General features: G+C 69.2%; 24 protein-coding genes. 7 read left to right on the top strand and 17 right to left on the bottom strand.

From position 1 onward, the window contains the following. The first annotated feature begins 93 nt into the window (after positions 1 to 93). Entirely contained in the window at positions 94 to 576 is a 483-nt protein-coding gene (locus IEY36_RS07395) for a GNAT family N-acetyltransferase (RefSeq protein ID WP_188966312.1), read from the top strand. 441 nt (positions 577 to 1,017) lie between these two features. Here IEY36_RS07395 and IEY36_RS07390 read toward each other — a convergent pair whose 3' ends face one another. The 4 genes from IEY36_RS07390 to IEY36_RS07375 form a co-directional block, all read right to left on the bottom strand. After that, positions 1,018 to 2,775, bottom strand: a complete 1,758-nt coding sequence (locus IEY36_RS07390; RefSeq protein WP_188966310.1) for an ABC transporter transmembrane domain-containing protein — start codon at positions 2,773 to 2,775, stop codon at positions 1,018 to 1,020. A 261-nt stretch (positions 2,776 to 3,036) separates the two neighbouring features. Continuing rightward, a complete protein-coding gene (locus IEY36_RS07385; RefSeq protein ID WP_229681194.1) occupies positions 3,037 to 3,816 on the bottom strand; it encodes an SDR family NAD(P)-dependent oxidoreductase in 780 nt (259 codons plus the stop codon). Between the two features lie 97 nt (positions 3,817 to 3,913). Then, positions 3,914 to 4,261 carry a hypothetical protein gene (locus IEY36_RS07380; RefSeq protein ID WP_188966309.1) on the bottom strand — a complete coding sequence of 116 codons (348 nt, stop codon included), beginning with the start codon at positions 4,259 to 4,261 and terminating at the stop codon, positions 3,914 to 3,916. A gap of 194 nt (positions 4,262 to 4,455) precedes the next feature. Beyond that, positions 4,456 to 5,427: a Bug family tripartite tricarboxylate transporter substrate binding protein gene (locus IEY36_RS07375; protein ID WP_229681193.1), complete on the bottom strand. Its 972-nt coding sequence runs from the start codon at positions 5,425 to 5,427 to the stop codon at positions 4,456 to 4,458. Between the two features lie 146 nt (positions 5,428 to 5,573). Here IEY36_RS07375 and IEY36_RS07370 point away from each other — a divergent pair, with 146 nt between their 5' ends. Then, positions 5,574 to 6,488 (top strand): lytic transglycosylase domain-containing protein, encoded by a 915-nt coding sequence (locus IEY36_RS07370; RefSeq protein ID WP_188966307.1) that lies wholly within the window; start codon positions 5,574 to 5,576, stop codon positions 6,486 to 6,488. Here IEY36_RS07370 and IEY36_RS07365 read toward each other — a convergent pair. The 12 genes from IEY36_RS07365 to IEY36_RS07310 all read right to left on the bottom strand — a co-directional run bounded on the left by IEY36_RS07365 (position 6,448) and on the right by IEY36_RS07310 (position 17,563). Then, entirely contained in the window at positions 6,448 to 7,680 is a 1,233-nt protein-coding gene (locus IEY36_RS07365) for a glycosyltransferase family 87 protein (RefSeq protein WP_188966306.1), read from the bottom strand. The genes IEY36_RS07370 and IEY36_RS07365 overlap by 41 nt on opposite strands. Positions 7,681 to 7,689: 9 nt before the next feature. Continuing rightward, positions 7,690 to 8,451 (bottom strand): tetratricopeptide repeat protein, encoded by a 762-nt coding sequence (locus IEY36_RS07360; RefSeq protein ID WP_188966305.1) that lies wholly within the window; start codon positions 8,449 to 8,451, stop codon positions 7,690 to 7,692. After that, a complete protein-coding gene (locus tag IEY36_RS07355; RefSeq protein ID WP_188966304.1) occupies positions 8,448 to 9,410 on the bottom strand; it encodes a type II secretion system F family protein in 963 nt (320 codons plus the stop codon). The genes IEY36_RS07360 and IEY36_RS07355 overlap by 4 nt, the downstream gene beginning before the upstream one ends. Positions 9,411 to 9,413: 3 nt before the next feature. Next, positions 9,414 to 10,373, bottom strand: coding sequence for a type II secretion system F family protein (locus tag IEY36_RS07350; RefSeq protein ID WP_188966303.1), 960 nt, complete (start codon positions 10,371 to 10,373; stop codon positions 9,414 to 9,416). 3 nt (positions 10,374 to 10,376) lie between these two features. After that, the gene (locus IEY36_RS07345) at positions 10,377 to 11,744 is read right to left on the bottom strand and encodes a CpaF family protein (protein ID WP_188966302.1); all 1,368 of its coding nucleotides are present in this window, start codon (positions 11,742 to 11,744) and stop codon (positions 10,377 to 10,379) included. A gap of 2 nt (positions 11,745 to 11,746) precedes the next feature. Then, on the bottom strand, positions 11,747 to 12,949 hold the full coding sequence (locus IEY36_RS07340) for an AAA family ATPase (RefSeq protein WP_188966301.1): 1,203 nt from the start codon (positions 12,947 to 12,949) through the stop codon (positions 11,747 to 11,749). 19 nt (positions 12,950 to 12,968) lie between these two features. Beyond that, positions 12,969 to 13,316: a hypothetical protein gene (locus IEY36_RS07335; protein ID WP_188966300.1), complete on the bottom strand. Its 348-nt coding sequence runs from the start codon at positions 13,314 to 13,316 to the stop codon at positions 12,969 to 12,971. A gap of 5 nt (positions 13,317 to 13,321) precedes the next feature. After that, complete coding sequence (locus IEY36_RS07330; protein ID WP_188966299.1) at positions 13,322 to 15,538, bottom strand: type II and III secretion system protein family protein; 2,217 nt, start codon at positions 15,536 to 15,538, stop codon at positions 13,322 to 13,324. Next, complete coding sequence (gene cpaB, locus IEY36_RS07325) at positions 15,535 to 16,401, bottom strand: Flp pilus assembly protein CpaB (protein WP_188966298.1); 867 nt, start codon at positions 16,399 to 16,401, stop codon at positions 15,535 to 15,537. The genes IEY36_RS07330 and cpaB overlap by 4 nt, the downstream gene beginning before the upstream one ends. Positions 16,402 to 16,405: 4 nt before the next feature. Further along, entirely contained in the window at positions 16,406 to 16,915 is a 510-nt protein-coding gene (locus tag IEY36_RS07320) for an A24 family peptidase (protein ID WP_188966297.1), read from the bottom strand. Between the two features lie 47 nt (positions 16,916 to 16,962). Continuing rightward, positions 16,963 to 17,268, bottom strand: coding sequence for a hypothetical protein (locus IEY36_RS07315; RefSeq protein ID WP_188966296.1), 306 nt, complete (start codon positions 17,266 to 17,268; stop codon positions 16,963 to 16,965). Positions 17,269 to 17,350: 82 nt separating this feature from the next. Further along, positions 17,351 to 17,563, bottom strand: a complete 213-nt coding sequence (locus IEY36_RS07310) for a Flp family type IVb pilin (RefSeq protein WP_188966295.1) — start codon at positions 17,561 to 17,563, stop codon at positions 17,351 to 17,353. A gap of 320 nt (positions 17,564 to 17,883) precedes the next feature. Here IEY36_RS07310 and IEY36_RS07305 point away from each other — a divergent pair, with 320 nt between their 5' ends. The 4 genes from IEY36_RS07305 (at position 17,884) to IEY36_RS07290 (ending at position 21,521) form a co-directional block, all read left to right on the top strand. Next, positions 17,884 to 19,620: a TadE/TadG family type IV pilus assembly protein gene (locus IEY36_RS07305; protein ID WP_188966294.1), complete on the top strand. Its 1,737-nt coding sequence runs from the start codon at positions 17,884 to 17,886 to the stop codon at positions 19,618 to 19,620. After that, a complete protein-coding gene (locus tag IEY36_RS07300) occupies positions 19,617 to 20,060 on the top strand; it encodes a TadE/TadG family type IV pilus assembly protein (protein ID WP_188966293.1) in 444 nt (147 codons plus the stop codon). The genes IEY36_RS07305 and IEY36_RS07300 overlap by 4 nt, the downstream gene beginning before the upstream one ends. Beyond that, positions 20,038 to 20,481: a TadE/TadG family type IV pilus assembly protein gene (locus IEY36_RS07295; protein WP_188966292.1), complete on the top strand. Its 444-nt coding sequence runs from the start codon at positions 20,038 to 20,040 to the stop codon at positions 20,479 to 20,481. Before IEY36_RS07300 ends, IEY36_RS07295 begins: the two co-directional genes overlap by 23 nt. A 77-nt stretch (positions 20,482 to 20,558) precedes the next feature. Further along, on the top strand, positions 20,559 to 21,521 hold the full coding sequence (locus IEY36_RS07290) for an isocitrate lyase/PEP mutase family protein (protein WP_188966291.1): 963 nt from the start codon (positions 20,559 to 20,561) through the stop codon (positions 21,519 to 21,521). 410 nt (positions 21,522 to 21,931) lie between these two features. On the opposite strand, the gene IEY36_RS07285 is transcribed toward IEY36_RS07290, so the two are convergent. Then, positions 21,932 to 22,903 (bottom strand): Bug family tripartite tricarboxylate transporter substrate binding protein, encoded by a 972-nt coding sequence (locus tag IEY36_RS07285; RefSeq protein ID WP_188966290.1) that lies wholly within the window; start codon positions 22,901 to 22,903, stop codon positions 21,932 to 21,934. A gap of 127 nt (positions 22,904 to 23,030) precedes the next feature. Here IEY36_RS07285 and leuC point away from each other — a divergent pair, with 127 nt between their 5' ends. Beyond that, complete coding sequence (gene leuC, locus IEY36_RS07280; RefSeq protein WP_188966289.1) at positions 23,031 to 24,434, top strand: 3-isopropylmalate dehydratase large subunit; 1,404 nt, start codon at positions 23,031 to 23,033, stop codon at positions 24,432 to 24,434. The last annotated feature ends 8 nt before the right edge of the window (positions 24,435 to 24,442 follow it).

Genomic DNA, 24,442 nt, shown 5'->3' with positions numbered 1-24,442 from the left:
GGGCTGAACCCCCGGCACCGGTCTCGGTTATCCAGTCCCCCCGCCCACCCCCGGTTGGCGGGGTTTTTTGTGTCCACAGCCTAGGAACCCACGATGGCTCATCCCCTGCCCATCACCCTCCATCGCGCCATGGCGGAGGATGCCGCGACGATCCGCGACGTCACCCGCGCGGCCTATGCGCGATGGGTGCCGGTGATCGGGCGCGAGCCGCTGCCGATGGCCGTCGATTACGACCAGGCGCTGCGCGAGCACCGCTTCGACCTGTTGCGGCGCGGCGGCGAGACCCTCGCGCTGATCGAGACGATGCTGCGCGAGGATCACCTATGGATCGAGAACATCGCGGTGCGGCCGGACGCGCAGGGCCAGGGTCTCGGGCGCATGCTGCTCGACCATGCCGAGGCAATGGCGGACGAGAGCCGGCGCGCCGAGTTGCGGCTGCTCACCAACGCCGCCTTCGGCAGCAATGTCGCGCTGTACCAACGCCATGGGTACATCGTCACGGCGCGCGAGGCGTTCCGGGGCGGCGTTACCGTGCATATGCGCAAGCGGCTGGGCACCGGGGGTGGACGAGTGTGAGGGAGGTGGCGGACCAGCCAGCGTCGGCACACCGAAGAGGGGCTTTGCCCCTCTCCGGACCTTACCCCACCAAAGGCCTAAGGGCCTCTGGACACCAATATTTGGCGCTCGGCGCCCAAGGGCAGGATCGGCACCAAGATCCGCCGGTGAGCATGGCGCGCGCCGGGCCAAGGCAGCCGCTCCACACGGCCCGGCACCAAAACACGGCTTTCCAAACCACCCCGTCATTTGGTGGGGTGGATTGGAGGGGCACAGCCTCTCCAACTCTCGCCATCCGCAGGGCCGAACACAGCCGGAATGTCGCTAAGTCCATGACTCAACGCACTTTAAGATTTTAGGATTTTAAGATTTTAGCCGGCTCGGCGTACCTTGGTGGCCGACGCAAATCGCCCGTTGGGGCGATGAACATAACAGGAACATACGCAAGAATCCAGCCTCGCCTCAGGCGTCGGTAAATTGCAGCGCGGCCAATCGCGCATACAGTCCACCTTCGGCGAGCAGCGCCTCATGCGTGCCCGTCGCCACTATCCGCCCGCCCTCCATCACCACGATGCGATCCGCCGCGCGCACCGTCGCCAGGCGATGCGCCACCACCAGCGTCGTGCGCCCCTTCGACAGCCGCGCGAGGGCCACCTGCACGGCACGTTCGCTCTCGGCATCGAGGGCGCTCGTTGCCTCGTCCAGCAGCAGCACCGGCGCGTCGCGCAGGATGGCACGCGCGATGGCGATGCGCTGGCGCTGGCCACCCGACAGCGTCACGCCGCGGGCGCCCAGATGCGTCTCGAAGCCCTCCGGCAGGGCGGCGATGAAGCCGGCGGCGGAGGCGGCCTCGGCGGCGGCACGCGCCTCGGCCTCGGTCGCCTCGGGGCGGCCGTAGCGGATGTTGTCGATGACGGTGGCGGAGAAGATCACCGGGTCCTGCGGCACCAAGCCGATGCGCCCGCGTACCGCCTCGGGCGAGGCGCGCGCGATGTCCACGCCATCGAGTAGGATGACCCCGTTCTGCGGGTCGTAGAAGCGCAGCAACAGCGACAGCACCGTGGTCTTGCCGGCGCCGGAGGGGCCGACCAGCGCGACCGTCTCGCCCGGTGCCACCTCCAGGCTGAAGCCGTCGAGCGCCGAGGTCTCGGGGCGCGAGGGGTAGCGGAAACTCACCTCGCGGAAGGTGACGCGGCCCTCGGCGACGGGCAACGCGACGGGATTCGCCGGGGTGGTGATGATCGGCCGCACGGCGAGGATTTCGGCCAACCGGTCGGCGGCAGCGGCGGCGCGCTGGATCTCGCCCCACAACTCGCTGACGGTGGCCCCGGCGCTGGCCAGCAGCACCGCGTAGAAGACGAAGGCCGTCAGGTCGCCGCCGGTCATCCGGCCGGCCATCACGTCATGCCCGCCGACCCACAGCGCGAAGGTGATGGCGCCGAAGCCAAACAGGATGACCGAGAGGATCAGCATGGTGCGCGTCAGAACGCGGCGCAGCGCCGCCTGGACCGAGCGTTCGGATTCGGCGCCATAGCGGGCGCGTTCGGCCGCTTCATGGGTGAAGGCCTGCACGGTGCGCATGCCGTTGATGGCTTCCTCGGCGGTGGCGGCGAGGTCGGCGACGCGTTCCTGCGCGGCGCGCGACAGGCGGCGTTCGCGCCGGCCGAAGACAATCATCGGCAGCACCACCATTGGCACCACCACGGCCATCAGCCCGGCGAGTTTCGCGCTGGTCAGCACCAGCATAGCAAAGGCGCCGATGCCGGTCAGCGCGTTGCGCAGCCCCATCGAGACTGCCGAGCCGATCAGCGATTGCAGCAAGGCGACATCGGCGGTCAGCCGCGACATCAGGTCGCCGGTGCGGGCGGTTTCGTAGAAGCGCGGGTCGAGCTGCGTAAGGTGGTCGAACACCGCGCGGCGGATGTCGGCGGCGACGCGCTCGCCGAGCCAGGTGACCAGATAGTAGCGGGCCGAGGTGGCGAAGCCGAGGGAGGCGACGATCGCCGCCATGACCATCGCGGCGTGGTTCAGCGCGCCGGGGCCACCACGAAAGCCGCCATCGATGATCTGCCGCAGCCCCTGCCCGACCGCGAGGGTCAGCCCGGCGGCGGCGAAGAGCGCGACGACGGCGGCGAGCGCGCGGCCCAGATAGGGGCGCAGGAAGGGCAGCAGCAGGCGCAGCGAGGCGACGCTGTGGGCGCGCGGGGGATTACCGGGCATGGGTCATGGGGCCGGGCAGGTGCCCCTGCCCCGGCCCGGACGCGTTCGGAGCGGATTCTGCTGGGCCGCGCGCAAGGTGTTGCCGAGATGTGCCTTTGCCGAGCCGGTGCGGGAGGCGCTTTCCGCGCCGCGTCGGATCGTGCCCCGCACGATCCGCGAGCGCACGGCGCGACCGCGCGCGACCGTCAGCCGCCGCCAATGCGACCTGGACGCGCGAAGGCAAGCCGTGCGGATGCACGGCGCTCGCCGTTGGAGGGGCACTCACACATGCTGTCCGCCATTGATGTGCAGTTCGGCGCCGTTCACGTAGGAGGAGGCCTCGGTGCAGAGGAAGTAGATCGCCTGCGCGACCTCCTCCGGCCGGCCGAGGCGGCGCATCGGGATCTGTTCCCGGACGATCTTCTCGGTCCCCGGCGAGAGGATGGAGGTGTCGATCTCGCCCGGGCTGATCGCGTTGACGCGGATGCCGAGCGGGGCGAAGTCGCTCGCCATCTCGCGCGTCAACCCGGCCAGCGCGGATTTGGAGGTGGAATAGGCGGCGCCGGCGAAGGGATGCACGCGGCTGCCGGCGATCGAGGTGACGTTCACCACCGAGCCCTTGGCCTTCTGCAGCGGTTCGACCAGGCCGCGCGCCAGGATGATCGGGGCGAAGAAATTGACGCGGAAGACGCGCAGCCAGCCTTCGATGTCCATCTCGAGCGAGCCGAGCCGGCCGCCGTCGCGGCCCTTGGGCGAGATCGCGGCATTGTTGACCAGCGCGTCGAGCCGGCCGCCCTCGGGCCTGAGGCGTTCCTTGATCTCCTCGGCCGCCGCTTCGGTGGCGGCGACGTCGGTCAGGTCGAGCTGGATATGGTCCTCGGGACCCATCTCCCACGGGCATTGCTCGGGAAAGGGTTGGCGCGAGATGGTGATGACGCGCCAGCCGGCGGCCGAGAACCGCTTCACCGTCGCGTGGCCGATCCCGCGCGAGGCGCCGGAGAGCAGCAGGACGCGACGCGGTGCATTGGAGGCCTGAGGTCGTCCCGCGCCGCTCATCGACATGTCCAACCACTCCACGCTGTTCGGCGCGGGTATAGCGCGGATGGCGATGCGGCACACCCGGCCCTCGCGGGGCTGGGCGCCGCACCCGGTGGTTTGATCAGGCGGCCAGGCGGGTGGGCGTGCCTGGCTGGGCGGCGGCGGCCCAGGCCGGTGCCGCCCGCAGCAGACGCTCGATCGCGGCCTCGGGCAGCGTCTCGGCATATTCGAGCGCCGTGATGGCGGTGGCGTCCCAATGGCGGGCGATCTCGGTCACCGCCTGCACCGCCGGGTCGGCGATGGGCGGCAGGCGCAGCGCGCCGGCGGCGGCGAGGTCGGCCAAGCGGCGCGCCGCGCTGACGACCCGGGCGGCCTGCTCCTGGCGCAGCCGCGTCGCGAGGCTGCCATCGGCCATTTCGGCGAGGCTGCGCGCTAGGGCGGCGGATTGCAGGCGGAAGAAATCGGTCATGTCGTTGTCCCCTTTCGGACGTTGCCCGTGGCCTCCCCACCACGCGCTTGTGCGGTGCAAGGTGGCGCCACGGAACCGCAACGACAAGAACGATGTCGAGAACCCCGGCATGTTGCCCATGCATAGGCAGGCATTTGCCGCATTTTGGGGCAGAGGGGCGGGGCGGCCAGGCGACGCGGCGTGGCCGCCATGGCTCACTCTGGCTCGAGGCCCGCGGCGCGCGCCTGCTGGCCCCAGAAGGCCACCTGCTCGCGGATGAAGGTGCCGAATTCGGCCGGGGTGGAGGTGACCTTCTCGATGCCGAACTCGCCGAGGCGGCGGACCGTCTCCGGCTGATCCCAGACGCGGCGGATGGCGGCGTTCCAGGCGCCGACGACCTCCTCGGGCATGTGCGCGGGGCCGACGGCGCCCATGAAGGATAGCAATTCGAAGCCGGGCAGCCCGACCTCGGAGAGCGTCGGCCATTCCGGGAACAGCGGCGTGCGCGCCGCCGAGGTGATGCCGAGCGGGCGCAGCTTGCCTTCATTGAGGAAGGCGCGGGAGGAGGCGACATCTGCGAACATCGAGGTCACCCGACCGGCGATCACGTCGGTCATCGCCGGCGGCGAGGAGCGGTAGGGCACATGCGTCACGTCGACGCCGCCGATGCGGTTCAGCATGGCCGCGCCGACCACCCCGGTGGTGTTGCCCGAGGCGCAGGTGAGCTGGCCGGGCCGCGCCTTCGCCAGCGCCAGGAATTCCGGCATGGTCCGCGCCGGCACGCCGTCATTCACCGCGAAGACGAAGATGTAGGTGCCGAGCCGGCTGAGCGGCGAGAAATCCGCGACGGGGTCGTAGCTCGGCCGCTTCATCAGCGCCGGCGTGGCGCCATGCGGGCTGTTGGTGGTGATCATCACGGTATGGCCGTCGGGTGCTGCGCGTGCCGCCGCCACCGCGGCGATCGCCCCATTGGCGCCGGGCCGGTTGTCGACCACCACTTGGGCACCCCATTCGCGTTCCAGCAGGGCGGAGAGGGTGCGCGCCACGGTGTCCGTGCCCGACCCCGCGGCGAAGGGGACGATCATGGTGACAGGACGGCTGGGCTTCCAGGCGTCCTGCGCGCGGGCCAGACCAGGGGCGAGGAACGGGGCGGCGAGCACGGCGCGTCGCGCAATGGTGAAGGGCAAGGGCGTGTCCTCGGTTTGGTGTTGTTGGGCGGAGACTCGCAATGTCGCGAGGCCTTGTCCATCCATCGGATGGGGGAATCCGCCGGGGTGCGGGACACGCTGCGGACTTGACCCGGCACGCCCCGCCGGTCCATGACATCGCCGCAATGCAGACGCACAGACCACGCGCCTTGAGGCTGCTCGGCCTGATCCTGCCCTTCGCAGCCGTCGCGGGCCTGTCGGTGGCATCGGCCCCGGCCCACGCCGCCCCGGAGACGACCCAGGCCCGCCGGCCGGCAGCGACGCGCCCGGCCGCCCAGCCGCCGCGACAGCAGGTTGCCGCCCGGCGCCCGGCAACGGCCCCTGCCCTGCCTGTCTTCTCCAACGAGCCCTGGGATGCCTGCGCCCGGGCGATCGCCATCGCCGACCAGAATTCCGGCCTGCCGCCCGGCCTGCTGGGCGCCATTGCCCGCGTCGAGACCGGCCGGCGCACGCCGACCGGCGGGGTGCAGCCTTGGCCATGGTCGTTCAACGCCGCCGGCGAAGGCCGCTACATGGCCAGCCGCGAGGAGGCGATCGCCGAGGTGCAGACGCGCCTGGCGGCCGGGACGCGGTCGATCGACATCGGCTGCATGCAGATCAACCTGCTGCACCACCCCGACGCCTTCACCAGCGTGGAGGCCGGCTTCGACCCCGAGACCAATGTCCGCTACGCGGTGCGCTACCTGAAATCGCTGTACGCGCGCACCGGGGATTGGACGGCGGCGACCGGGCAGTACCACTCATCCACGCCGGAACGGGCGATGGTCTATCACCTGCGCGTGATGGCGGCGCTCACCGGCCAGGGCTTCACTCCTGGCCCGGCACCGGGCGTGATCCCGCTGCCGGGGCCGGCCATGGCGGGGCTGTGTTCCTCGGGCCGGGGTGCGGTGCTGCTGGTGGGGGCGCAGACGCCGTCGCTGCGGCCAGTGGTGGCGGTCCCGAGCGTGGAATTGCGGCTGCGTGGCCGTCAGGCGGCGGCACCGCCGGCGCGGCCGCGGATCATGTGCCTCCAGACCGCGTCGCGGCCACGGCCGGGTTGAACGACGGCGTGCTGGCTTCGGCCAGTCGCCACGCGCGGTCGCGCGACCAGGCCAGCCACAGCACCAGCAGCCAAGCCAACGGCGCGACCAGCGGGTGCTGCACGACGACCAGCAATGCGGGCAGCATGCAGGCCGTCAGCAGCATGGCTTTCTCGCCGGGCAGCCAGCCCTCCCGCAGCGCGGCGCGGGCCAGGAATAGCGCGGCCACCGCGATCGCCGGCGTGTCGTAGCCCCAGACATAGGGGGTCAGCAGGTAGGAGGCGGCGATCGCCGCGGCGGCGCGCGATTCCTCAGGCCCCGGCGGCCGGCGGAGCCACAGCCGCAGCACCACCGCCGCGACCGTCAGCGCCACCAGACCGTGGCCGGCGGATGCCAGCCCTTCCCGCCCGGTCAGCCGGACCAGGAAGACGTAGACGGATTGGATGCGCGGCGAGACCTCCCCGCCGAGCATGCGGTTCGCATTGCCGGTGATCGAGAGCAGGAAAGCCAGCCAGGCCTCCGTCCCGAAAGCGGCCCAGGCGAGCGCCATCGCCGCCAGCGCCACGCCGGCCGCCAGTGTGAAGGCGCGCCACCGCCCGGTGAGCAGCAGCAGCGCCGGCAGCAGCAGGCCGAATTGCGGCTTGACCGTCAGCAGGCCGAGGGCGAGGCCGGCCAGCGCCGGGCGGCGGTCCAGCAGGGCGAAGCTCCAGGCGAAGAGGGCGGCAATCAGCAGCCCGTTCTGGCCGACCGAGGCGGTCAGTAGCACCGAGGGGGTGGCAAGCACCGCGGCCACCGCCGCCGCGCGCGGCAGGACCGACCAGGCCGCCGCCGCCAGCAGCAGCGCCGTCGCCACGATCCAGATGAGCCAGGCCACGCCGTAGCCGAAGGGGGCGAGCGGCAGGACGGCGAAGAAGAAGTGCGGCGGATTCAGCCAGCCCAGCATGCCGCCGATCGCCTCTGGTCCGGCCCCAAGCACCGCGGCCTGCGCCAGTTGGAAGGCGGTCCAGTCATAGGCGGTGGCCGCCTGGCCTGCGGCCGCCAGCCGCGCCGCCGTCAGGAAAGCGAGCAGATCCGCCGCCATGGGTCCGTCAGGGCGCAGCAGCGTCCCGGTGAGGAGGAACATCCCGTAGAGCGCGACGACCAGCGCGCCGACAACCAGCACGCCATGCCCATTCACCCAGCAGGGCCAGCCACCATCACGCCCGCCAGGCACGAAGGCCCGTCAGCTCCGTCGATCGTTCGGCGTGACCTCGATGATCTGGCGCGACCCGCCGCGGAAGGTCTCGCCGAGGGCGGCGAGGTCGCCACCGGCTTCACCCAGCAGGTTCTGCGCCGCCGCGACATCGCCCGTGGCGGCAAGCGAGATGGCATAGTTGGCGGTCACCCGGGCCGTCGCATCGGGGCGCCGGGCCAGCGGTTCGAGCACCGCGCGCGCTTCATCCGGCCGGTTGTCGAGCAGCAGCGACAGCCCGAGATTATTGGCTATGGCGATGGAATTGGGCGACAGCGCCTGTGCCCGGCGATAGGATTCCTGCGCTTCCGGGTGGCGGCCGATCAGGTCGAGCGCGACGCCGCGCCCGTCGAGCGCATCGACATTGCGCTGATCGCTGGCCAGCACACGGTCGAACAACGTCAGCGCATCGCCCGCCTTGCCGCTGCCTAACTGCATGCGGCCGAGTTGCACCATCAGCATGCGGTCATTGGGCAGGCGCTGCACCGCGGCGATGAGCACCTGTTCGGCCTGGTTGCGATTGCCTGACCGCAGCAGCGCGGCGGCCAGACGGGACTGGGCCTGCGCATTGTCCGGCTCGCGGGCGGCCGCCGCACCGTACATGGACAGAGCGACGTCGGCATGGCCCTGCGATTCCGCCGCGGCCGCGACGCGCATGCGCGACGCGGCATCGGGTTCGCGAAGGCCATCATTCGCGCAGCCGGCGAGCAGGAGGGCTAGAAAGCTGGCAGGGAGGAGGAGCCGAGGCGTCATTGGTTCACTCCGGTGAGAAGTCCCTTGCCGAGTTCGAGCACGGAAGGCCCAACCAGCGCAATGAACACCGCCGGCATAATGAAGAGGATCAGCGGGATCACCAGCAGGGCCGGCAGGCGGATGGCCTTCTCCTCGATGCGCAGCATGCGGTCCTGGCGCATTTCGGCCGCCAGCACGCGCAGCGCCTGGGCGAGCGGCGTCCCGTATTTCAGCGTCTGTGAGAGGGTGCCGCCGAGTCGCTTGAAGCCGTCGAAGCTCGACCGATCGGCGAAGCGGTCCAGCGCCTGGCGGCGGTCGGGAAGCATGCGCAGTTCCTGCACCAGCACCAGGAAGGAGATGGCGAGCGGCCGGTTGTTCGGCTCGATCTCGCGCGCCACGCGGTCGAGCGCGGTCTCGATGCCGAGGCCGGCCTCGGCGGTCACCACCAGCAGGTCGAGCGCATCGGGCAGGCCCTTGCGCAGCTTCTGTTGGTGCTTGCCCTTCAGGTAGCTGAGGAAATAGTTCGGCCCGAACATGCCGACGAGGATGCCGGCGAAAACCACCACGGTGGTGCGCTGCGCGTCGAAATGGCTCAGCAGAGCGTAGAGGTAGGCCAGGACCGGCAGGCCGATCATCAGCACGGCCTTGACGCCGATGAAGGTGGGCACCGCCGCCCGCGGGTTGAGCCCGGCGGCGGCGATGGCGATCTGGAAGTCGCCCATGTCCTTCTCGGACACCAGGGCGGTATTGCGGAGCATTTCGCCGAGCCGGTGGAAGGGTGCCGCGGCCACCGTGCCGGTCGCGGCGGCAGTGGCCGAGAAGTCGGTCGTCGGCGGCCGGACCACGCCGCTCACGCGGCTCGCCAAGTCGCGATCCTCGGCGCCGCGCGCAAGCAGTACCGCTGCCAGGATTGCCATGCCGACAGCGCCCGCCACCGCGAGGATCGGCAGCAGCCCGCCCTGCAGGATGGTGTCGATCACGGCTCAGTCCGCTCCCGCCCGCTTGATCATCCAGCGGATCACCAGATAGCCGAATATCGAGAAGCCCAGGCCGACCATCAACAGCTTCCGACCGGACGGCGTGTAGAAGAAGTTGTCGATGTAGAAGGGCTGGATCTGCGACATCGCCAGGGCGGCTAGATAGGGCAGCACCATCAGGATGCCCGCCTGCATGCGCGCCTCCGCCGCCAGGGCCTGGGCGCGCTTGGCCAGCGCCACGCGCTTGCGCACGATGTCGGCGAGGTTGTCGAGCGTCTCGGCCAGGTTGCCACCGGTCTGCGACTGCAGGCCGAACACCACGGCGAGGAAGGAGAACTCCTGCAGCCCGGTGCGCGCATACAGGCGCATCAGCGCCTGGTCCACCGGGCGGCCGATCGCGACATCGCCCAGCATGCGCGCGAATTCATCGCGCAGCGGGTTCGGCAGTTCCGCCGCCACGGAGCGCATCGCCTCGCCGACTGGCAGGCCGGCGCGGATCGCACGCACCATCATCCCGATCGCGTCGGGGATCTGCACGAAGATGGCCTCGACATAGCGGTTGTGCTGCCAGGCGAAGAGAGCACGCACGACGAACAGTCCGGTCAGCACCGCGGTGAAGGGCGCGATCTGCGAACCGAGCAGCGGGCCGACGACGAAGCCCTGCAGCACGGCCATCGCAAGGCCGATGAGCAGCGTCGCCCACCATGGGACCACCTGTTCCTGCGGCGTCTCCGGATTGTAGCGCAGGAAACGCAGGAAGCGTTTGAGCAGCGGGCGCGGCTCATTGCTGTGCAGGCGGATGCTCGGCAGCCCGGCATGGTCCATGCGGCGCGTATCCGCAGCGCCGGCACTGACCACCCGGTCCCTCATCCGGCGCGCCTGGCCCGATTTGGCCAGCGTGACCACCCCGGTGACCATCGCCACCGTCAGCAGCGCCGCAATGGCAAGAAGGTAGGAGCGGTCCATGGGTCAGGCTTCCTGCAGCGCGCGCATCCAGGAATCGAGCATCCCGAAGTAGTTGAGACGGTCGACGAAGGACGGCCGCATGCCTGGGGACACCCAGCTGCCGCGCAGCCGCCCATCGGCATTCTCGCCTTCATACTGGAAGGTGAAGATGTCGTTCATCGTGATGACATCGCCTTCAAGGCCGCAGATCTCAGCCACCTGCGAGACGCGCCGGCCACCATCGCGCATGCGTTCGATCTGCACGATGAGGTCGACCGCGGCGGCGATCTGGGTGCGGATGGCGCGCGAGGGCAGCGTCGCCTGCCCCATCATCACCATGTTCTCGATGCGGGTGACGGCGTCGCGGGCGGTATTGGCATGCACGGTGCAGAAGGACCCGTCATGGCCGGTGTTCATGGCCTGCAGCATGTCGAAGGCCTCGGCACCACGCACCTCGCCGACAATGATGCGGTCGGGGCGCATGCGCAGGGCGTTGCGCACCAGTTCGCGGGCGGTGATCTCGCCGCGCCCTTCGAGATTGGCGTGGCGCGTCTCGAGCCGCACGATGTGGGGCTGCTGGAGTTGCAGTTCCGCCGCATCCTCGATGGTGACGATGCGTTCGCCGTGGTCGATCAGCCGCGACATGGCATTCAGCATCGTGGTCTTGCCCGAGCCGGTGCCGCCGGAGATGACGACGTTCAGCCGGCAGCGCGCGGCGATCTCGAGCACCCGCTGCACCGGCGCGGACATCGACCCGTTGGCGGCGAGCGAGCCGAGGTCATAGCGCTTCTTGGCGAATTTCCGAATCGAGATGCAGGGCCCGTCCAGCGCCAACGGCGGGAAGACGATGTTGACGCGCGAGCCGTCGAGCAGGCGCGCATCGCAGAGCGGGCTCGATTCATCGACGCGGCGGCCGACGGTGGCGGCGATCTTCTGCGCGATGGCGGCGACCTGGGCGTTGGAGCGGAAGCGCACATTGGTGCGCATCAGCTTGCCGCGCACTTCGACGAAGACGTTGTCCGGCCCGTTGACCATGATGTCGTTGATGGTGTCGTCGGCGAGCAGTGGTTCGAGCGGGCCGTAGCCCACCATGTCGCGCGCAATCTCCTCGGCGATGCGCGACTGGTCGCGCGCCGAGATTTCCATCCGCTCGCGGCTGGCGAGTTCATGGACCAGCGCATCGAGTTGCTGGCGCAGCGCGGCGTGCGGCAATTCGCCGGCGACGACCGGGTCGATGCGCTCCATCACCAGGGTGCGCAGCCGGGCAAGCTCGGCACTGTCCGACAGTGCGATATCCGCCGCGCTGATATTGACCGAGCGCGCCTCGGTGTCGTTCGAGATCGGCACCGGGAGGTGGTTGGTGCCTTCGCTGCGGCGGCCGAAGGTGCGCATGGTCAGCCTCCGCGCCCGAACAGGCGTCCGAGGAAGGATCGCGGCCGGTCAGCCGAGCGGACGGCGGCGATTTCCTGCGACAGGAGGCCGAGCGCGCGGCGCAGCGGCGGGCTGTCGCGCAGCGCCGGGCGGCCGAGATTGGCCGCGCGCGGCAATTGCCGCGGCAGGTCGGGGATCACCACCTCGGGCATCGCGCCGATGCCCTCGGCGATCAGCTTGATCGGCAGGTAGCCGCGGCGGCCCGCCCCGTTCAGCACGGTGATGACGCGCCCGGCCGAACCGGTCATCGATACCAGCTTCTTCACCGAGACCGTGTCGCGGATGCTCGCGACGTCGGGGGAGAGCACCAGCACGACATGGCGCGCCCGCTGCAACACCATCCGTTCCACCGGGCCGGGCGGGATCGGCAGGTCGATCACGACATGGTTGAAGCGCTGGCGCAGCATCTCGACGACGCGCCGCGCGCCTTCCTCGGTGGCCTGGATGTCGGCCTCCATCGATTCCTCGGCGGCGATCAGCCTGACGCGTTCGCTGATCGGCACCGAGACGCGGTCGAGAAACAGGCTGTCGACGCGCTCGGGTTCCTCGAGCGCCACGCGCAGGCCGGAGGTGACGCGCGCGCCAAGCATCATCGCCGCCGTGCCGCCACGCAGATGCAGGTCGAGCAGCGCGACATGGCCGCGCGTGACGTCTTCCAGTTGCAGGGCGAGGTTGACCGCGAGCGTGGTCGCGCCGACGCCGCCGTGCACGCCGCAGACCGCCGTCACCTGGCCGCCGCGGTCGAGCCCGCCATCGCCGCCGCCCTGGACATGCGGGGCGAAGAGGCGGGCGACGGTGTCGCGCGTCAGCGGCTTGTGCAGGTATTCGTGCACGCCGACATTGCGAGTGATGTCGCGGTAGAAGCCGATCTCGGTGCGTTCGCCCACCACCAGCACGCGCACATCCGGCGTGCAGACCGAGGCGAGGTCGTCGAGCGCGCCGAAGGGGTCGTCGATGCCGCTGATGTCGACGATCAGGACGCGCGGCGTGCCTTCCTTCTCCAGCACCTTGACGGCGGTGCGCACGGTGCCGCGGCGCAGCTGCGCGCCCAGCACGTCGCCGATGCCGCCACGGATCGCCGCCTCGCTCGCCTCGTCGGCGACAAAGGCGATCAGGGTGGGGCGGTCGGCCGAGATGATCGCGCTGCCGCGCTGCGCGTCGGGCATCTCCCGCATCATGCCCGCGTTACCGGGCACTGGAGCCTCCGCCGCCGGAGGTCACACCGGTCGCGCCGGTGGCGTTTTCGCGGCCGACATCGCTCAGGGTCGTGCGCGGCAGCGGCGGCCGCGCCCCGCGCTCGAGGGCGGAGACCGCGGCCGCGCCGGCGGCGCCACGGTCGGTCGCCGCGCCAACGCCGCGCGTCAGATGCGACGGATCGGCGACCATGGCGCGCAGATTGCGGTCATTGACGCCATCGGCCTGCCAGGTGCCTGCCCGTTCGAAATCGGTCGGCGCGAGGTAGGTGTCCGGCGCGCAGGCCGCGAGGCCAAGAGCCAGGATCAACGCTGAGAAGCAGGTAAATCGCCGGTCCATGGCATTCACTCCACGATGAAGCCGGCCGCCGCGGGCGGGCGGATCTGGCGATAGGGCGCGCCCGAGCCGGTCTGGCGGCGTAGCAGGATGCGTTCCAGGTCGGTGGCGGGGCGGAAGGTGTCGAGCGGCGTCGCGAGCGCCGAGGGGTCCGAAGTCGGCCGCACAAGATAGGGGGTGATGATGATGACCAACTCGGTTTCGGCGCGGCGGTAGCGGTCCGACCGGAACAGTGCGCCGAGCACCGGGATGTCGCCGAGGCCGGCGACACCACTGTTGTTGATCGAGGAATTGCGGCTGAGCAGGCCGGCGATGGCGAAGCTCTGGCCCGAGCCGAGTTCGATCGTCGTCTCGGCGCGGCGCACCGTCAGGCCGGGGATGGTGACGACACTGCCGGCGACGGGGAAGCTGATCGACCCGGTCTCGGACAATTCGCTGACCTCGGGGCGCACCCGCATGTTCATCCGCTCGGGCGAGAGCACGGTCGGGATGAAGGAGAGGCTGACGCCATAAGGCTTGTATTCGACCGTGATCGTCGTGCTGTTGTTCGCCGCCGCTGATGGCACCGGGAATTCGCCGCCGGCGAGGAAGGAGGCGACTTCGCCCGATTGGGCGGTGAGGTTCGGCTCGGCCAGCACGGTGATCAGCCTGTCCTGCGCGAGCGCGTCGATCAGGCCGTTGATGTCGAAATTGCCGCTGTTGAAGCGCACGCCATAGGTGCCGCCAGTGCCGGCGGCCCCGCCCGCAACCAACGCGCTGGGAACGCCGAGACCGGCAAGCGCCGTACCGACGATGCTGCCGGTGCGAAGGCCGAGCTGCCAGGTGCCGTCGTTGAAGGCGCCAAGCCAGTTGAAGCCGAGGTCGCGCGTTACGTCGCGCGAGATTTCGGCGACGCGGACCCGGAGGTTGACCTGGATGCCCGACAGCAGGGTGAGTTCGTTGATCACCTCACGCGTCTCGCCGGCCATTGACTTGGCGATGGCCTCGGCGCGCTGGGCGTCAGTGGCGCTCGGCACCATGCCGGTGAGCTGGATCGCGCCGGTCCGGCCGGCGATGGTGACGCGCACATTCTGCCCGCCGCGCACCATGCGGCGGATCATGCTCTGCACCTGGCCGGCCGAGACGTTCGGCACCGCGGCAGCCAGGGGCGCAGCGAGCGGCGTGCCGGCGCCGGTCGCGGCGACGGTGATGTCGAATTCGGCGACCAGCGATCCGTCCTCGCGCGTCGCGATCAGGTTCGTGCGGCCGGCATTCACGCCCATGATGAACAGGCTGGTCGGCGAGGCCGGCTGCACGCGCGCAATGCGCGGGTCCGCCACCAGCACGGTCAAGGCCGGGGCCGGCAGCTCGACGAGCCGGCCGGAACCCTGTTCGAGCACCAGCGGCCGAGTGAGGGTCGCACCGGGGAGCGGCGCCACGCCCTGTTGCGGCACGCCGGGGAGCTGCGGCGGCAGGACCTGCGCCTGCGCCTGCGGCACCAGCGAGATGCCAGGCGGCACCTGCATCGGCACGTTGAACGGTGCGCTGGCGCGCGGCCCGCTCGGCGGCAGGGCCTGGGTCACCTGGATCACGGCCGGCTGCTGGGGTGCGGCGACGCGAGGCAGCGCGTCGGGGGCCAGGGGTGGCGGGCTCACCGCCTCGGGGCCGGGCGTAGTGCTGGCGAGCAGGACGCCCTGCGGCGCCTGGCGGCGCGGCGTCGGCAGGCGCGTCGCGACAGCAAGATCGGCCAGCACCTGCTCGGTCGATGGCGGCGCCATCGGCGCCCGGTCCGGCATGGGCGCGGCCATGGCGGCGGCCGCTGGCGCCTCGGGGTCAAGGATATCCACCACGAGCTTCGGTCCGTGGTGGAAATGGCGGAAGCGCGAACCGGGGCGGGCGGCGATGCGAGTCACCTCGCCCTCGGCGGTGAGCCCGGTGACGTTGCGCGGCGCCACCACGGAGCCCAGCCGGGGCTGGCCAGGGGCGGCGAAGCGGATTTCGAGCCCGTTCGCGTCGGGCACCGCCTCATAGTCGGTCCGCACAGGCCAATCGAACACCACCCGCCCATAGCCGGGGTGATCGCCGACACGCACACCGATTGGGGGACCCGCTGCGGCGCCATTTCCCTGCGCGACGGCCGGTCTGGCGGGCATCGCGACCAGCAACGGCAGCGCGGCAACGGCGGCGAGCAGAACCACCCGGGTCGCCCGCCCGGTCATCGGCGTCGCCAACCGCGCATTGCTCATCGGAACGTCACCTCCTGCTGCGAGCCACCCTGAATGACACGCATACGCGGTGCAGCCGGCGCCGGAGCCTGCGGGCCTGACAACGCCGACGAAACATCCGAACCGAACACCAGCGACGGCCGCGGGCCAGTCGCCTCGGGCGTCCCTTCGATCGAACGAACCACCAGGGAAATGCGGCCGAGCTGCGTCGCCACCGCCACGCGCTCGGCCTGTTCGGGGTTCACCTCAAGCGTCACAGTGCGTGCCACCACTCGAGCGGCGGCGGCATCCGTTCCGCTATGGCTGATCTGCTGATCCACCGCGATGACCCGCACCGCGGACAGGATGGTCTCGCCGACGACACGGCGCCCAGGCGATTCGGCCCCCTGCTGCTGGAGGTTCTGCGTGAGGATCAGATCGACCTCGTCACCCGGCCAGATCAGGCCGGAGGCGCCGGTGACCACATCGACGGCGATCGAGATGGCGCGCGTGCCCGGCCGCAGCACAGCGGCGAGGAAGCCGCGGTCACGCGGACGCAGCACATCGGTACGGATGATCGGCTGGTTGGGGTCGATGAAGCGGCGCAGCAGGGCGCCGCGCAGTTCCGCGAGAGAGTCGGCGCCGCCGACGAAGGCGCCATCAGGCACGGCATCGCCGTCGATCTCGATTTCGCGCATGTCGTCATCCTTCAGCAGCGTGCCGATGGACAGGGGGCGCGAGGCCACCAGCATGCGTATCTTGGGTGCCGGGGCGACGGTGGGTGGCGCCTCGACGCGCGCGACCTGCTGGGACTGGCCGGGCGGCTGGAGGAGTTGCAGCGCCAGGATCCCGAGGCCGGTGGCGCTCAGGATCAGCGACAGGATGACGAGAAGCCGCAGGAACATCGGGTCAATTCCCCGCCAGGATATAGAGGACGATCAAGCCACCGGTCGCGATGGCGACGGCGTAGGGAAGCGGGCCGCGTCGGCGCATGCGCCAGGCCTCTACGACCAGGACCCGGCGGAACAGCGTCTCGCCGCCGGCCAGGCGCAGTTCCGGCACGAGGTTGCGCCCGAGGATGTAGGCCAGGCCGAGGACACCGCCGGCGAAGACGGTCGCGACGATGAACAGCCAAGTGTCGTTCGGCGCCAAGCCGACCGCCATGGCGCTGATCAGCTTGACGTCGCCGCCGCCGAGCCAGCCGCGCATCGCGAGAGGCAGAAGCAGGACGAAGAGCAGGCCGCCGATGGCCAGCGACAGGCCGGCATCGGTCCAGCCCAGCATGGCGCGGCCCAGGAGGCCCGCCAGAGCGATGGCGATGGAGACGCCATCGGGGATGAGCCGGGTCGCGATGTCGCGCGCCGCGGCGAAGATGAGAAGCGGTGCGGCGACGACCTGGAACATCAACAGACCAGTCATGCGCCCACCTCTCCTCCGTCGTCCGCCCCGACCACATCAGCGTCCGCTCAGCGCCCGGTGGTAATCACCGAGGACTGCATAGAGGTCAGAGTGTCACCCGCATAAGTCATCGGGTTATTTAAGTTGTAGGCACGGATAGCGGCGCCAACGACGAAAACGATAGCAACGGCTAGGATGGCGTATTCGGCCGAAGAAACCCCGCGCTTAGCGCTAATTCCCGCCGCAATCCCATTCAGGAGTTTCCTGAAAGCTGGCATCGATCTATTCCAGTTCAATTGCAGCGGGCGGAGAATGTTCTTGCGGCAATCCCAATACAAACAGTCAGATGCGGCAGCATAAAGCACATCTGTCACATTGCAGTCCGGGCCGGCCGCCTAACCGCGCCGAAAGCAGGGCGATCGCTGAACAACCGGCCAGGACCTCAACCGATCAGGGTCAACGAGCCGCGGGCGTCGTGATCGCGTCCTGCTGCGTCCCGATCTGCGTACCGATATTCTTGAAGGCATCCTGCAGAGGCTTCTGGAAGCCCAGGACGGCGCCGCCGACCACGATGACCACGCCCACCGCGAGGATGGCGTATTCGGCAGCCGTCACGCCCTTGCGGTCGGCAGCGGCGCCACGGAAGGAAGCCAGGAACTTGCGAATCATGTCGATCCCCTTCGATGAATCTCAAAAACGAGCCATTTCTTTCACCGCCAGAACCGAACCCGCTCGCCTGGGTTGTTGAGGTGCTGGCGCGAAGCGGATCGACACCGGAGGGAGACGACCGCGTCGATACAACCAGAGCACGTTCGTTAATGAATGGTCAACGCTCAATTTTGAGATAACGCATAGAATTTGCACATTTTTCGCTGTGTAATCTTCTCACACGGAAGCCGTCTGGTCGAATGCTCCCTTTTTCGATCCGGATGCGGAGATTCGCCAACGATCCTACAACCCATGGGCGCATCTTCAGAACATGTCTGCGCATGATCGGCATCTACTCCACAGTCCCAAAAATGCGTCCTGTGCCGTGTGGCGTTCGGTGCTGCGTGAGGGAATTTAGTCACCATAAACAACTTTCGATTGCAACACTCACATGTGAGTTATATGAATATCCGCTGGATGTTAACGAATTTGTGCATTGCGGCGATGATGAAATCAGTGGCGGACGACAAGCACCAATGACCCAGCTGCGTTCGAGGTCCCATCACAGGCAACGCAACGCGATTGGCGTCCTGAGGTCGCGCCGCGGCGCCATCGCCGTCGCCTTTGCGGTCGGGTCGACCGCGTTCCTCGGCATGGCGGCTCTCGCAACACAGGGCGGCGTCTGGTTCGCCGCGCGACGCAACGCGCAGACCGCAGCGGATCTTGCGGCCTATGCCGGCGTTGCCCAACTCGCCTGGCAGGGCTCCGGGAGCACGGGGCAAACCGCCGCCAGTTCGGTTGGCGCGAGCGTCGCCGCCACAAGCAGCTTTGCAACGGAGCGCGACCCGCAAACCGGCGCGCCCGGCCGCACCACGGTGAGGGTCACGCCCGGCGTATGGGCCGCCAATACCAGTACATTCACCGCGAGCACGGCGAGCCCGAACGCCGTCGAAGTCACCATCGACCAGACGCAGCGCCTGGGACTGGCGGCACTGATTTCCTCGACCGCTCCGGTCGTACGGGTCCGCGCCATCGCCGCCATCACCAACAGTTCCGATGCCTGCATCCTGTCGCTGACGGGGCAGACCACCATCACCGGCAATAACACGATCGGTGCGCCGAACTGTTCGATCAATTCCAACCGACAGGGAACGTCGATCGACTGTGGAACTTCCGCGCAGATCGACATCCTGGCCTTCCGCGCAGTCGGTGAGGTCGCATCGCAATGCGACGGGCTCGCACCGATCAGCGAGCGGCAGATCCCGGCGTCAGACCCCTATGCGCACCTCAAGGGCGTCACGCTCCCGACCTTTCAGAACAACGACTGCCAGAATACGAACACCAACGGGAACCAGCCCATTCGGTCCACGACGTCGACTGGCAGTCTCTGGCAGCCACGGCCCTACAACTACAATTCCGGCAATATTGCCTACACGACGCTGACGGCTGTTTGCGACGATATCTCGCTGCAGTCAGGCGACGAATTGCGCCTCGTCCCCGGCACCTATTTCTTCGCCGACGCAAGCCTTTCCGTCCACGGTGGGACCGTGCATTGCCCAACCTGCACGTCAACAACCGGGGTTACGCTGGTCTTTACCCAGCTCACCCATGGCAACGGCAACAATCGCAGCAGCAATCGGTTCGGGAACATTTCCATCACGGGCGGTACGGTGACGCTGCAGTCGCCAACCGCGGGGCCGTGGTACAATCAAACTTATACGCGGATCGATCCCGTGACCGGGAACCAGGAAACGACCTCGATCTTCGATGGCATCGTCATCTACCGTGACGCCCGCGCCGGCCCCAACAACGCCAAGCAGCTCGACACCATGAACGCGCCAAACACGGCGCAGATCCCGGGCAATTCGGACGCGGTCAATATCAATGGCGGGGTCTATCTGCCAACGTCCCAGCTCTTCATTGGCGGTACAGCCGCGGTCGGCTCCACCCAGGACGATTGTCAGTCCATGGTGGCCGCGACCATTCAGTTCACCGGCAATTCGGACCTCTCGCTCGCTGGCTGTGCCGCTAGGGGCACCAGCGTCGTCCGCAACCGCGTGCTCAGGCTGGTGCGATGATCCGCCGCGCTCTTCGTTCCGTCCTGCGCGACCGCGGCGGCGTCGCGGCGCTGGAATTCGTGATCGTGCTGCCGGTGCTGGCCCTGATCATGATCGCCACGGCAGACCTGGGCAACGCGCTGCAGCAGAGCATCCGGCTGGAGACCGCGGCCCGCGCGGGCGCGCAATACGCCCTCTCCTACCCGAGCGACGTCACCGGCATCACCGACCAGGTGCGCAATTCGCTGATCGGCTGGCCGGCCGGGTCGGACATCACGATAGGCACACCGACGCTGCGATGCTTCTGCCCAGGGAATGCGAGCGTGACCTGCGCGAATGAGGATGCGTGCCCGGACACCACCCAGCAATTCATCACCGTCTCGGTAACGCGGCCGCATGCCCCGCTGCTGATAACCCAGTTTACGACGTTGCAGGGCCGTGCCGAAGTCCGCCTTCGCTAGCCGCCGGCCGCTCGGACGGCGTGGCGTCGCGGCCGTCGAATTCGCGATCGTCGCGGGGCTGCTGTTCCTGACCATGTTGGCGGTCATGGACATGGCTCGTTATTACATGACAATGCATTCGATGCGCACGGTCGTTGCCCAGGCCGGTCGTGCGCTGATGATCAATCCGGCACTGGCGTCGGGGACGCGAACCTGCAACGACGCAGGCCTGCTGTCATCGGCAGGCGGCCTGGGTTTCATTGCGAGCACCGGGAATCTCTGCGTCACGCGGTCCGCGGCAACGACGGCCGCGGGGGGCACCATCACCGGCATGACCGAGATGTATCTCGAACTCGATGCCCCGTTCACCTTCGTCATCCCGGTCTTCGGCCTGACGACGGTAACCATCGTCGAGCGACAGAGGTTCCGCTTCGCGACCTGAACCCCCGGGCTGTTGCGGCAGCCGGCGGAAGGCGCAAGATGACGGCCGTCGCGACAAACGCCGGAAGGATGACATCGATGCGCCTTGGCCAGGGCAGTGCCACCCGCCCCACCACGCGCCTGCGCGCGCTGATCGAGGCCCATCGCCCGCTGGTCGTGCCGGGCTGCTTCAATGCCATGTCGGCGCGCATCCTCGAGGATGCCGGGTTCCCGGCCTTATATATGTCGGGCTACGGCACCTCGCTGAACCTGCTCGGCCTTCCCGATGCCGGGCTGGCGACGCTGACCGAGATGGCGCTGAACGCCAGGCTGATCGCCTCCGCCGTGAAGGTGCCGCTGATCGCCGATGCGGATACCGGCTTCGGTAATGCGATCAACGTCGTCCGCACGGTCGAGGAGTACATCCGCGGTGGCGTCGCCGGGCTGCATCTGGAGGACCAAGTGGCGCCCAAGCGGTGCGGCCATGTCGCCGGGCGTGAGGTGATCGCGCGCGACGAAGCGGTGCTGAAGATCCGCGCCGCCGCGCGCACGCGCGATGCGCTCGACCCCGACTTCGTGATCATCGCCCGCACCGATGCGCGAGGCGCGCATGGTGGTTCGCTCGATGAGGCGATCACCCGCGCCAATGCCTTCCTTGAGGCCGGTGCCGACCTCGCCTTCGTCGAGGGGCCGAAGGATCTCGAGGAAGTCGCGCATATCGGGCGCGAGGTGAAGGGGCCGGTATTCTACAACATGACGGGCATCTCGCCGCGCCTGTCGGCGGAGCAGATGGCCGAGCTCGGCATCCGGGTCTGCATCCTGCCGGGTGCCGCGATGCGCGCGACGATCATGGCGATCCATGACTTCGCCATCGCGCTCAAGCAGGACGGGCCGATGGCCGAGGCGGCCTATGACGCGCGGTTCAAGCAGCACCCGATGGGCAACCTGCATGGCTTCGCGGGGTTCGACCGGATTCGCGAAATGGAGGCCGAATTCCTGCCCGAGGAGACGGCACTGAAATACCAGGGCGGGCTGGGGTATGCGCCGAAGGCCGCCGAGTAGAATTCCGCCGCAGCGCTTGTTGGAACCGAGAGGGGCCTGGCCTCTCTCGGCCTCTCCCCATCAAATGCCTAAGAAACCGTTTGAAAAGCCCGGCACCGGCCCGCAGCCCCACCCGGCCACCCACGTCAGTATCCTGGAATGGGTGACCGGGTGGGGCTGCGGGCCGGTGCCGGTCCTCAAAATGCGCCTCCTGGCGCATTTTCAAACGGTCTCTGAGGGCCTCGGAACACCTTCATTTGGCGCCGGGCGGCCGAGGCAGGATCAGCGCCGGGACCCACCCTGGCTCACGGCGCGCATCCCGCCGAGCAGGCGAACCTGCCCTGCCCCGCGCAAAAAGACGGCATTCCAAATGACATTGTCATTTGGCGGGGTGGTTTGGAGCGGCAAAGCCCCGCCAGGTTCGGCTTGCCTCAGCCCACCCGCAGCCCCGTCGCCTGTACGATGCGCCGTGCCGTCGCCCTGTCGCGCGTGATGACCCCGGCGAAGGCGGTGGGGTCCGATTCCACCGGGTCGGCGCCGGCGGCTTCGATGCGCCGCCGCACCTCGGGGTCCGCCAGGGCGGAGCGCAGCGCCTGAGCGAAGCGCAGCATCGCGACTTGTGGCGAGCCGGCCGGCGCGAAGACCCCGGTCCAGGACGACATGTCGTAGCCGGGGAAGGTTTCGGCGATGACCGGGATCTGCGGCAATGACGCTTGGCGTTGGCCCGCTGTGCTGGCGATCAGCGTCGCACCGCGCTCGACGGCCGGCCGCAGGCTGGAGAAGGAGATGATGCCCGCATCGATCCGCCCCGCCGCGAGTTCGCGCGCCACATCCGCCCCGCCGCGATAGGGGACGTGTTCGAGCCGGATGCCGGCGGCCATCTGCAGCGCCTCGCCCATGAAATGGCCGATATGGGCGACGCCGGGCGTGCCGTAGGTGACCTCGCCGGGCCGGCGCTTCGCCTCCGCGACGAAGCCGGCCAGGTCGGTCGCCGGGAAGCCGGCGCGGATGCCGATGATGTAGGGCTGCGACGTCACCTGCACGACGGGCACGAACGCCTCGGCGTAGTCGAAGGGCAGGTCGTGCCGTACCTCCGGCAGCGTCGCGAAGGTGGCGCCTTCGAACAGCAGGGTATAGCCGTCGGCAGGCGATGAATGCACCGCCGCCGCGCCGATCGCGCCAGAGGCGCCGGTTCGGTTCTCGATGATGAAGGACTGGCCGAGGTGTTCGGCCACGCGCTGTTGCAGGATGCGGGCGATGGTGTCGGCAACGCCGCCGGCGCTATACGGGACGATGAAGCGCACCGGGCGGTCGGGCCAAGGTGCCTGGGCGTGGGCGCTTCCTAATCGGCCCGGCGCGGCGAGCGCCGCGATGGCGATACTTCGGCGGTGGATCCCCGGCATGGCACGCCCCCTTACCCTTTCCGCGGGCGCTTGACCGCGCCCGTCGCGCGCGGCGTGATGCCCGCCGCTGCTGACGGCACGGTCCCGCGCCGGCCCGGCAGCGTCAAGGCTCGGGAGGAAACCGCGGATGCCCGCGACGTTGTTCGACAAGATCTGGGACCCGCACGTGGTGGCCGATCTCGGCGCCGGCTGGTCGCTGCTGTATTGCGACCGGGTGCTGGTGCATGACCTCTCCGGCGGCCGTGCCCTGCAGGAGGTCGGCGAGGCAGGCTATGCCGTCGCCCGGCCCGAGTTGGTGTTCGCGACACCCGACCATGCCGTCTCCTCGGCGCCCGGACGCACCTCGGAGACCTTCCCGACCGGGGCGAAGCTGCTCGCCGGGCTGCGCAGGCGGGCCGCCGAGACCGGCGTGCGGCTGTTCGACCTCGGCCAGGACGGCAACGGCATCGTGCATGTGATGGGGCCGGAACTTGGCATCGTGCTGCCGGGGACGACGCTGGTCTGCGGCGACAGCCATACCTGCACCAATGGCGGGGTGGGGGCGCTTGCCTTCGGCATCGGCGCGTCGGAGTTGAAGCACGTTCTCGCCACGCAGACGCTGCCGCAGCGCAAGCCCAAGCGCATGCGCGTCCGCTTCGAGGGCAGCGCGCCGGAGGGTGTGACGCCGAAGGATATGATCCTGGCCGCGATCGGGCGGTTCGGCGCAGCCTCGGGCACCGGCTATGCGGTGGAATATGCCGGGTCGGCGGTGCGGGCGCTGTCGGTCGAGGGGCGGCTGACGCTGTGCAACCTGTCGATCGAGATGGGGGCGAAGATCGGCATGGTCGCGCCCGACGAGACGACCATCGAATGGCTGAAGGGGCGCGACTTCGCACCGAAGGGTGCGGCCTGGGAGGCGGCGGTGGCGGCCTGGCACGCGTTGCCTTCCGACGAGGATGCGGTGTTCGACCGCGACCTGCTGATCGACATGCGCGACATCGCCCCGCAGATCACCTGGGGCACCAGCCCCGAACAGGTGCTGCCGATCACCGGCAATGTCCCCGACCCGGCCGACGCGCCCGATGCCGAGAAGCGCGGCGCCTGGGAAGCGGCGTTGGCCTATATGGGGCTGACGCCGGGCGCACCGATCATCGGCACCAAGGTTGATTGGGTGTTCATCGGCTCCTGCACCAATTCGCGCATCGAGGATTTGCGCGCCGCAGCCGCCGTGCTGCGGGGGCGTCACGTCGCCTCGCATGTCACCGCCTGGGTGGTGCCGGGGTCCGAGCGGGTGAAGCATGCGGCCGAAGCGGAGGGCCTCGATGCCGCCTTCCGCGAGGCTGGCTTCGAATGGCGCGAACCGGGCTGCGCGCTGTGCGTCGCGGCCAATGGCGAGGCGGTCCCGCCAGGGGCGCGTTGCGTGTCCACCTCCAACCGCAATTTCGTTGGCCGGCAGGGCACGGGGGCGCGGACGCATCTCGCCTCCCCGGCCATGGCGGCGGCGGCGGCGATCGCGGGTGCGATCGCCGATGTGCGGCACTTCGCGGCGTAGGGGGGGGG

The sequence above is a fragment of the Neoroseomonas lacus genome, assembly GCF_014644535.1.
Lineage (GTDB): Bacteria > Pseudomonadota > Alphaproteobacteria > Acetobacterales > Acetobacteraceae > Neoroseomonas > Neoroseomonas lacus.
The sequence above is the reverse complement of the archived record's forward strand: the minus strand, read 5'-3'. Positions and strand labels throughout refer to the sequence as shown.

What these genes read in the sequence shown, in the direction of transcription:
- IEY36_RS07395 (WP_188966312.1), top strand. Translation starts at nt 94, where the DNA reads ATGGCTCATCCCCTGCCCATCACCCTCCATCGCGCCATGGCGGAGGAT.
- IEY36_RS07390 (WP_188966310.1), bottom strand. Translation starts at nt 2,775, where the DNA reads ATGCCCGGTAATCCCCCGCGCGCCCACAGCGTCGCCTCGCTGCGCCTG.
- IEY36_RS07385 (WP_229681194.1), bottom strand. Translation starts at nt 3,816, where the DNA reads ATGTCGATGAGCGGCGCGGGACGACCTCAGGCCTCCAATGCACCGCGT.
- IEY36_RS07380 (WP_188966309.1), bottom strand. Translation starts at nt 4,261, where the DNA reads ATGACCGATTTCTTCCGCCTGCAATCCGCCGCCCTAGCGCGCAGCCTC.
- IEY36_RS07370 (WP_188966307.1), top strand. Translation starts at nt 5,574, where the DNA reads ATGCAGACGCACAGACCACGCGCCTTGAGGCTGCTCGGCCTGATCCTG.
- IEY36_RS07360 (WP_188966305.1), bottom strand. Translation starts at nt 8,451, where the DNA reads ATGACGCCTCGGCTCCTCCTCCCTGCCAGCTTTCTAGCCCTCCTGCTC.
- IEY36_RS07350 (WP_188966303.1), bottom strand. Translation starts at nt 10,373, where the DNA reads ATGGACCGCTCCTACCTTCTTGCCATTGCGGCGCTGCTGACGGTGGCG.
- IEY36_RS07345 (WP_188966302.1), bottom strand. Translation starts at nt 11,744, where the DNA reads ATGCGCACCTTCGGCCGCCGCAGCGAAGGCACCAACCACCTCCCGGTG.
- IEY36_RS07340 (WP_188966301.1), bottom strand. Translation starts at nt 12,949, where the DNA reads ATGCCCGACGCGCAGCGCGGCAGCGCGATCATCTCGGCCGACCGCCCC.
- IEY36_RS07335 (WP_188966300.1), bottom strand. Translation starts at nt 13,316, where the DNA reads ATGGACCGGCGATTTACCTGCTTCTCAGCGTTGATCCTGGCTCTTGGC.
- IEY36_RS07330 (WP_188966299.1), bottom strand. Translation starts at nt 15,538, where the DNA reads ATGAGCAATGCGCGGTTGGCGACGCCGATGACCGGGCGGGCGACCCGG.
- cpaB (WP_188966298.1), bottom strand. Translation starts at nt 16,401, where the DNA reads ATGTTCCTGCGGCTTCTCGTCATCCTGTCGCTGATCCTGAGCGCCACC.
- IEY36_RS07320 (WP_188966297.1), bottom strand. Translation starts at nt 16,915, where the DNA reads ATGACTGGTCTGTTGATGTTCCAGGTCGTCGCCGCACCGCTTCTCATC.
- IEY36_RS07310 (WP_188966295.1), bottom strand. Translation starts at nt 17,563, where the DNA reads ATGATTCGCAAGTTCCTGGCTTCCTTCCGTGGCGCCGCTGCCGACCGC.
- IEY36_RS07305 (WP_188966294.1), top strand. Translation starts at nt 17,884, where the DNA reads ATGATCGGCATCTACTCCACAGTCCCAAAAATGCGTCCTGTGCCGTGT.
- IEY36_RS07300 (WP_188966293.1), top strand. Translation starts at nt 19,617, where the DNA reads ATGATCCGCCGCGCTCTTCGTTCCGTCCTGCGCGACCGCGGCGGCGTC.
- IEY36_RS07290 (WP_188966291.1), top strand. Translation starts at nt 20,559, where the DNA reads ATGCGCCTTGGCCAGGGCAGTGCCACCCGCCCCACCACGCGCCTGCGC.
- IEY36_RS07285 (WP_188966290.1), bottom strand. Translation starts at nt 22,903, where the DNA reads ATGCCGGGGATCCACCGCCGAAGTATCGCCATCGCGGCGCTCGCCGCG.
- leuC (WP_188966289.1), top strand. Translation starts at nt 23,031, where the DNA reads ATGCCCGCGACGTTGTTCGACAAGATCTGGGACCCGCACGTGGTGGCC.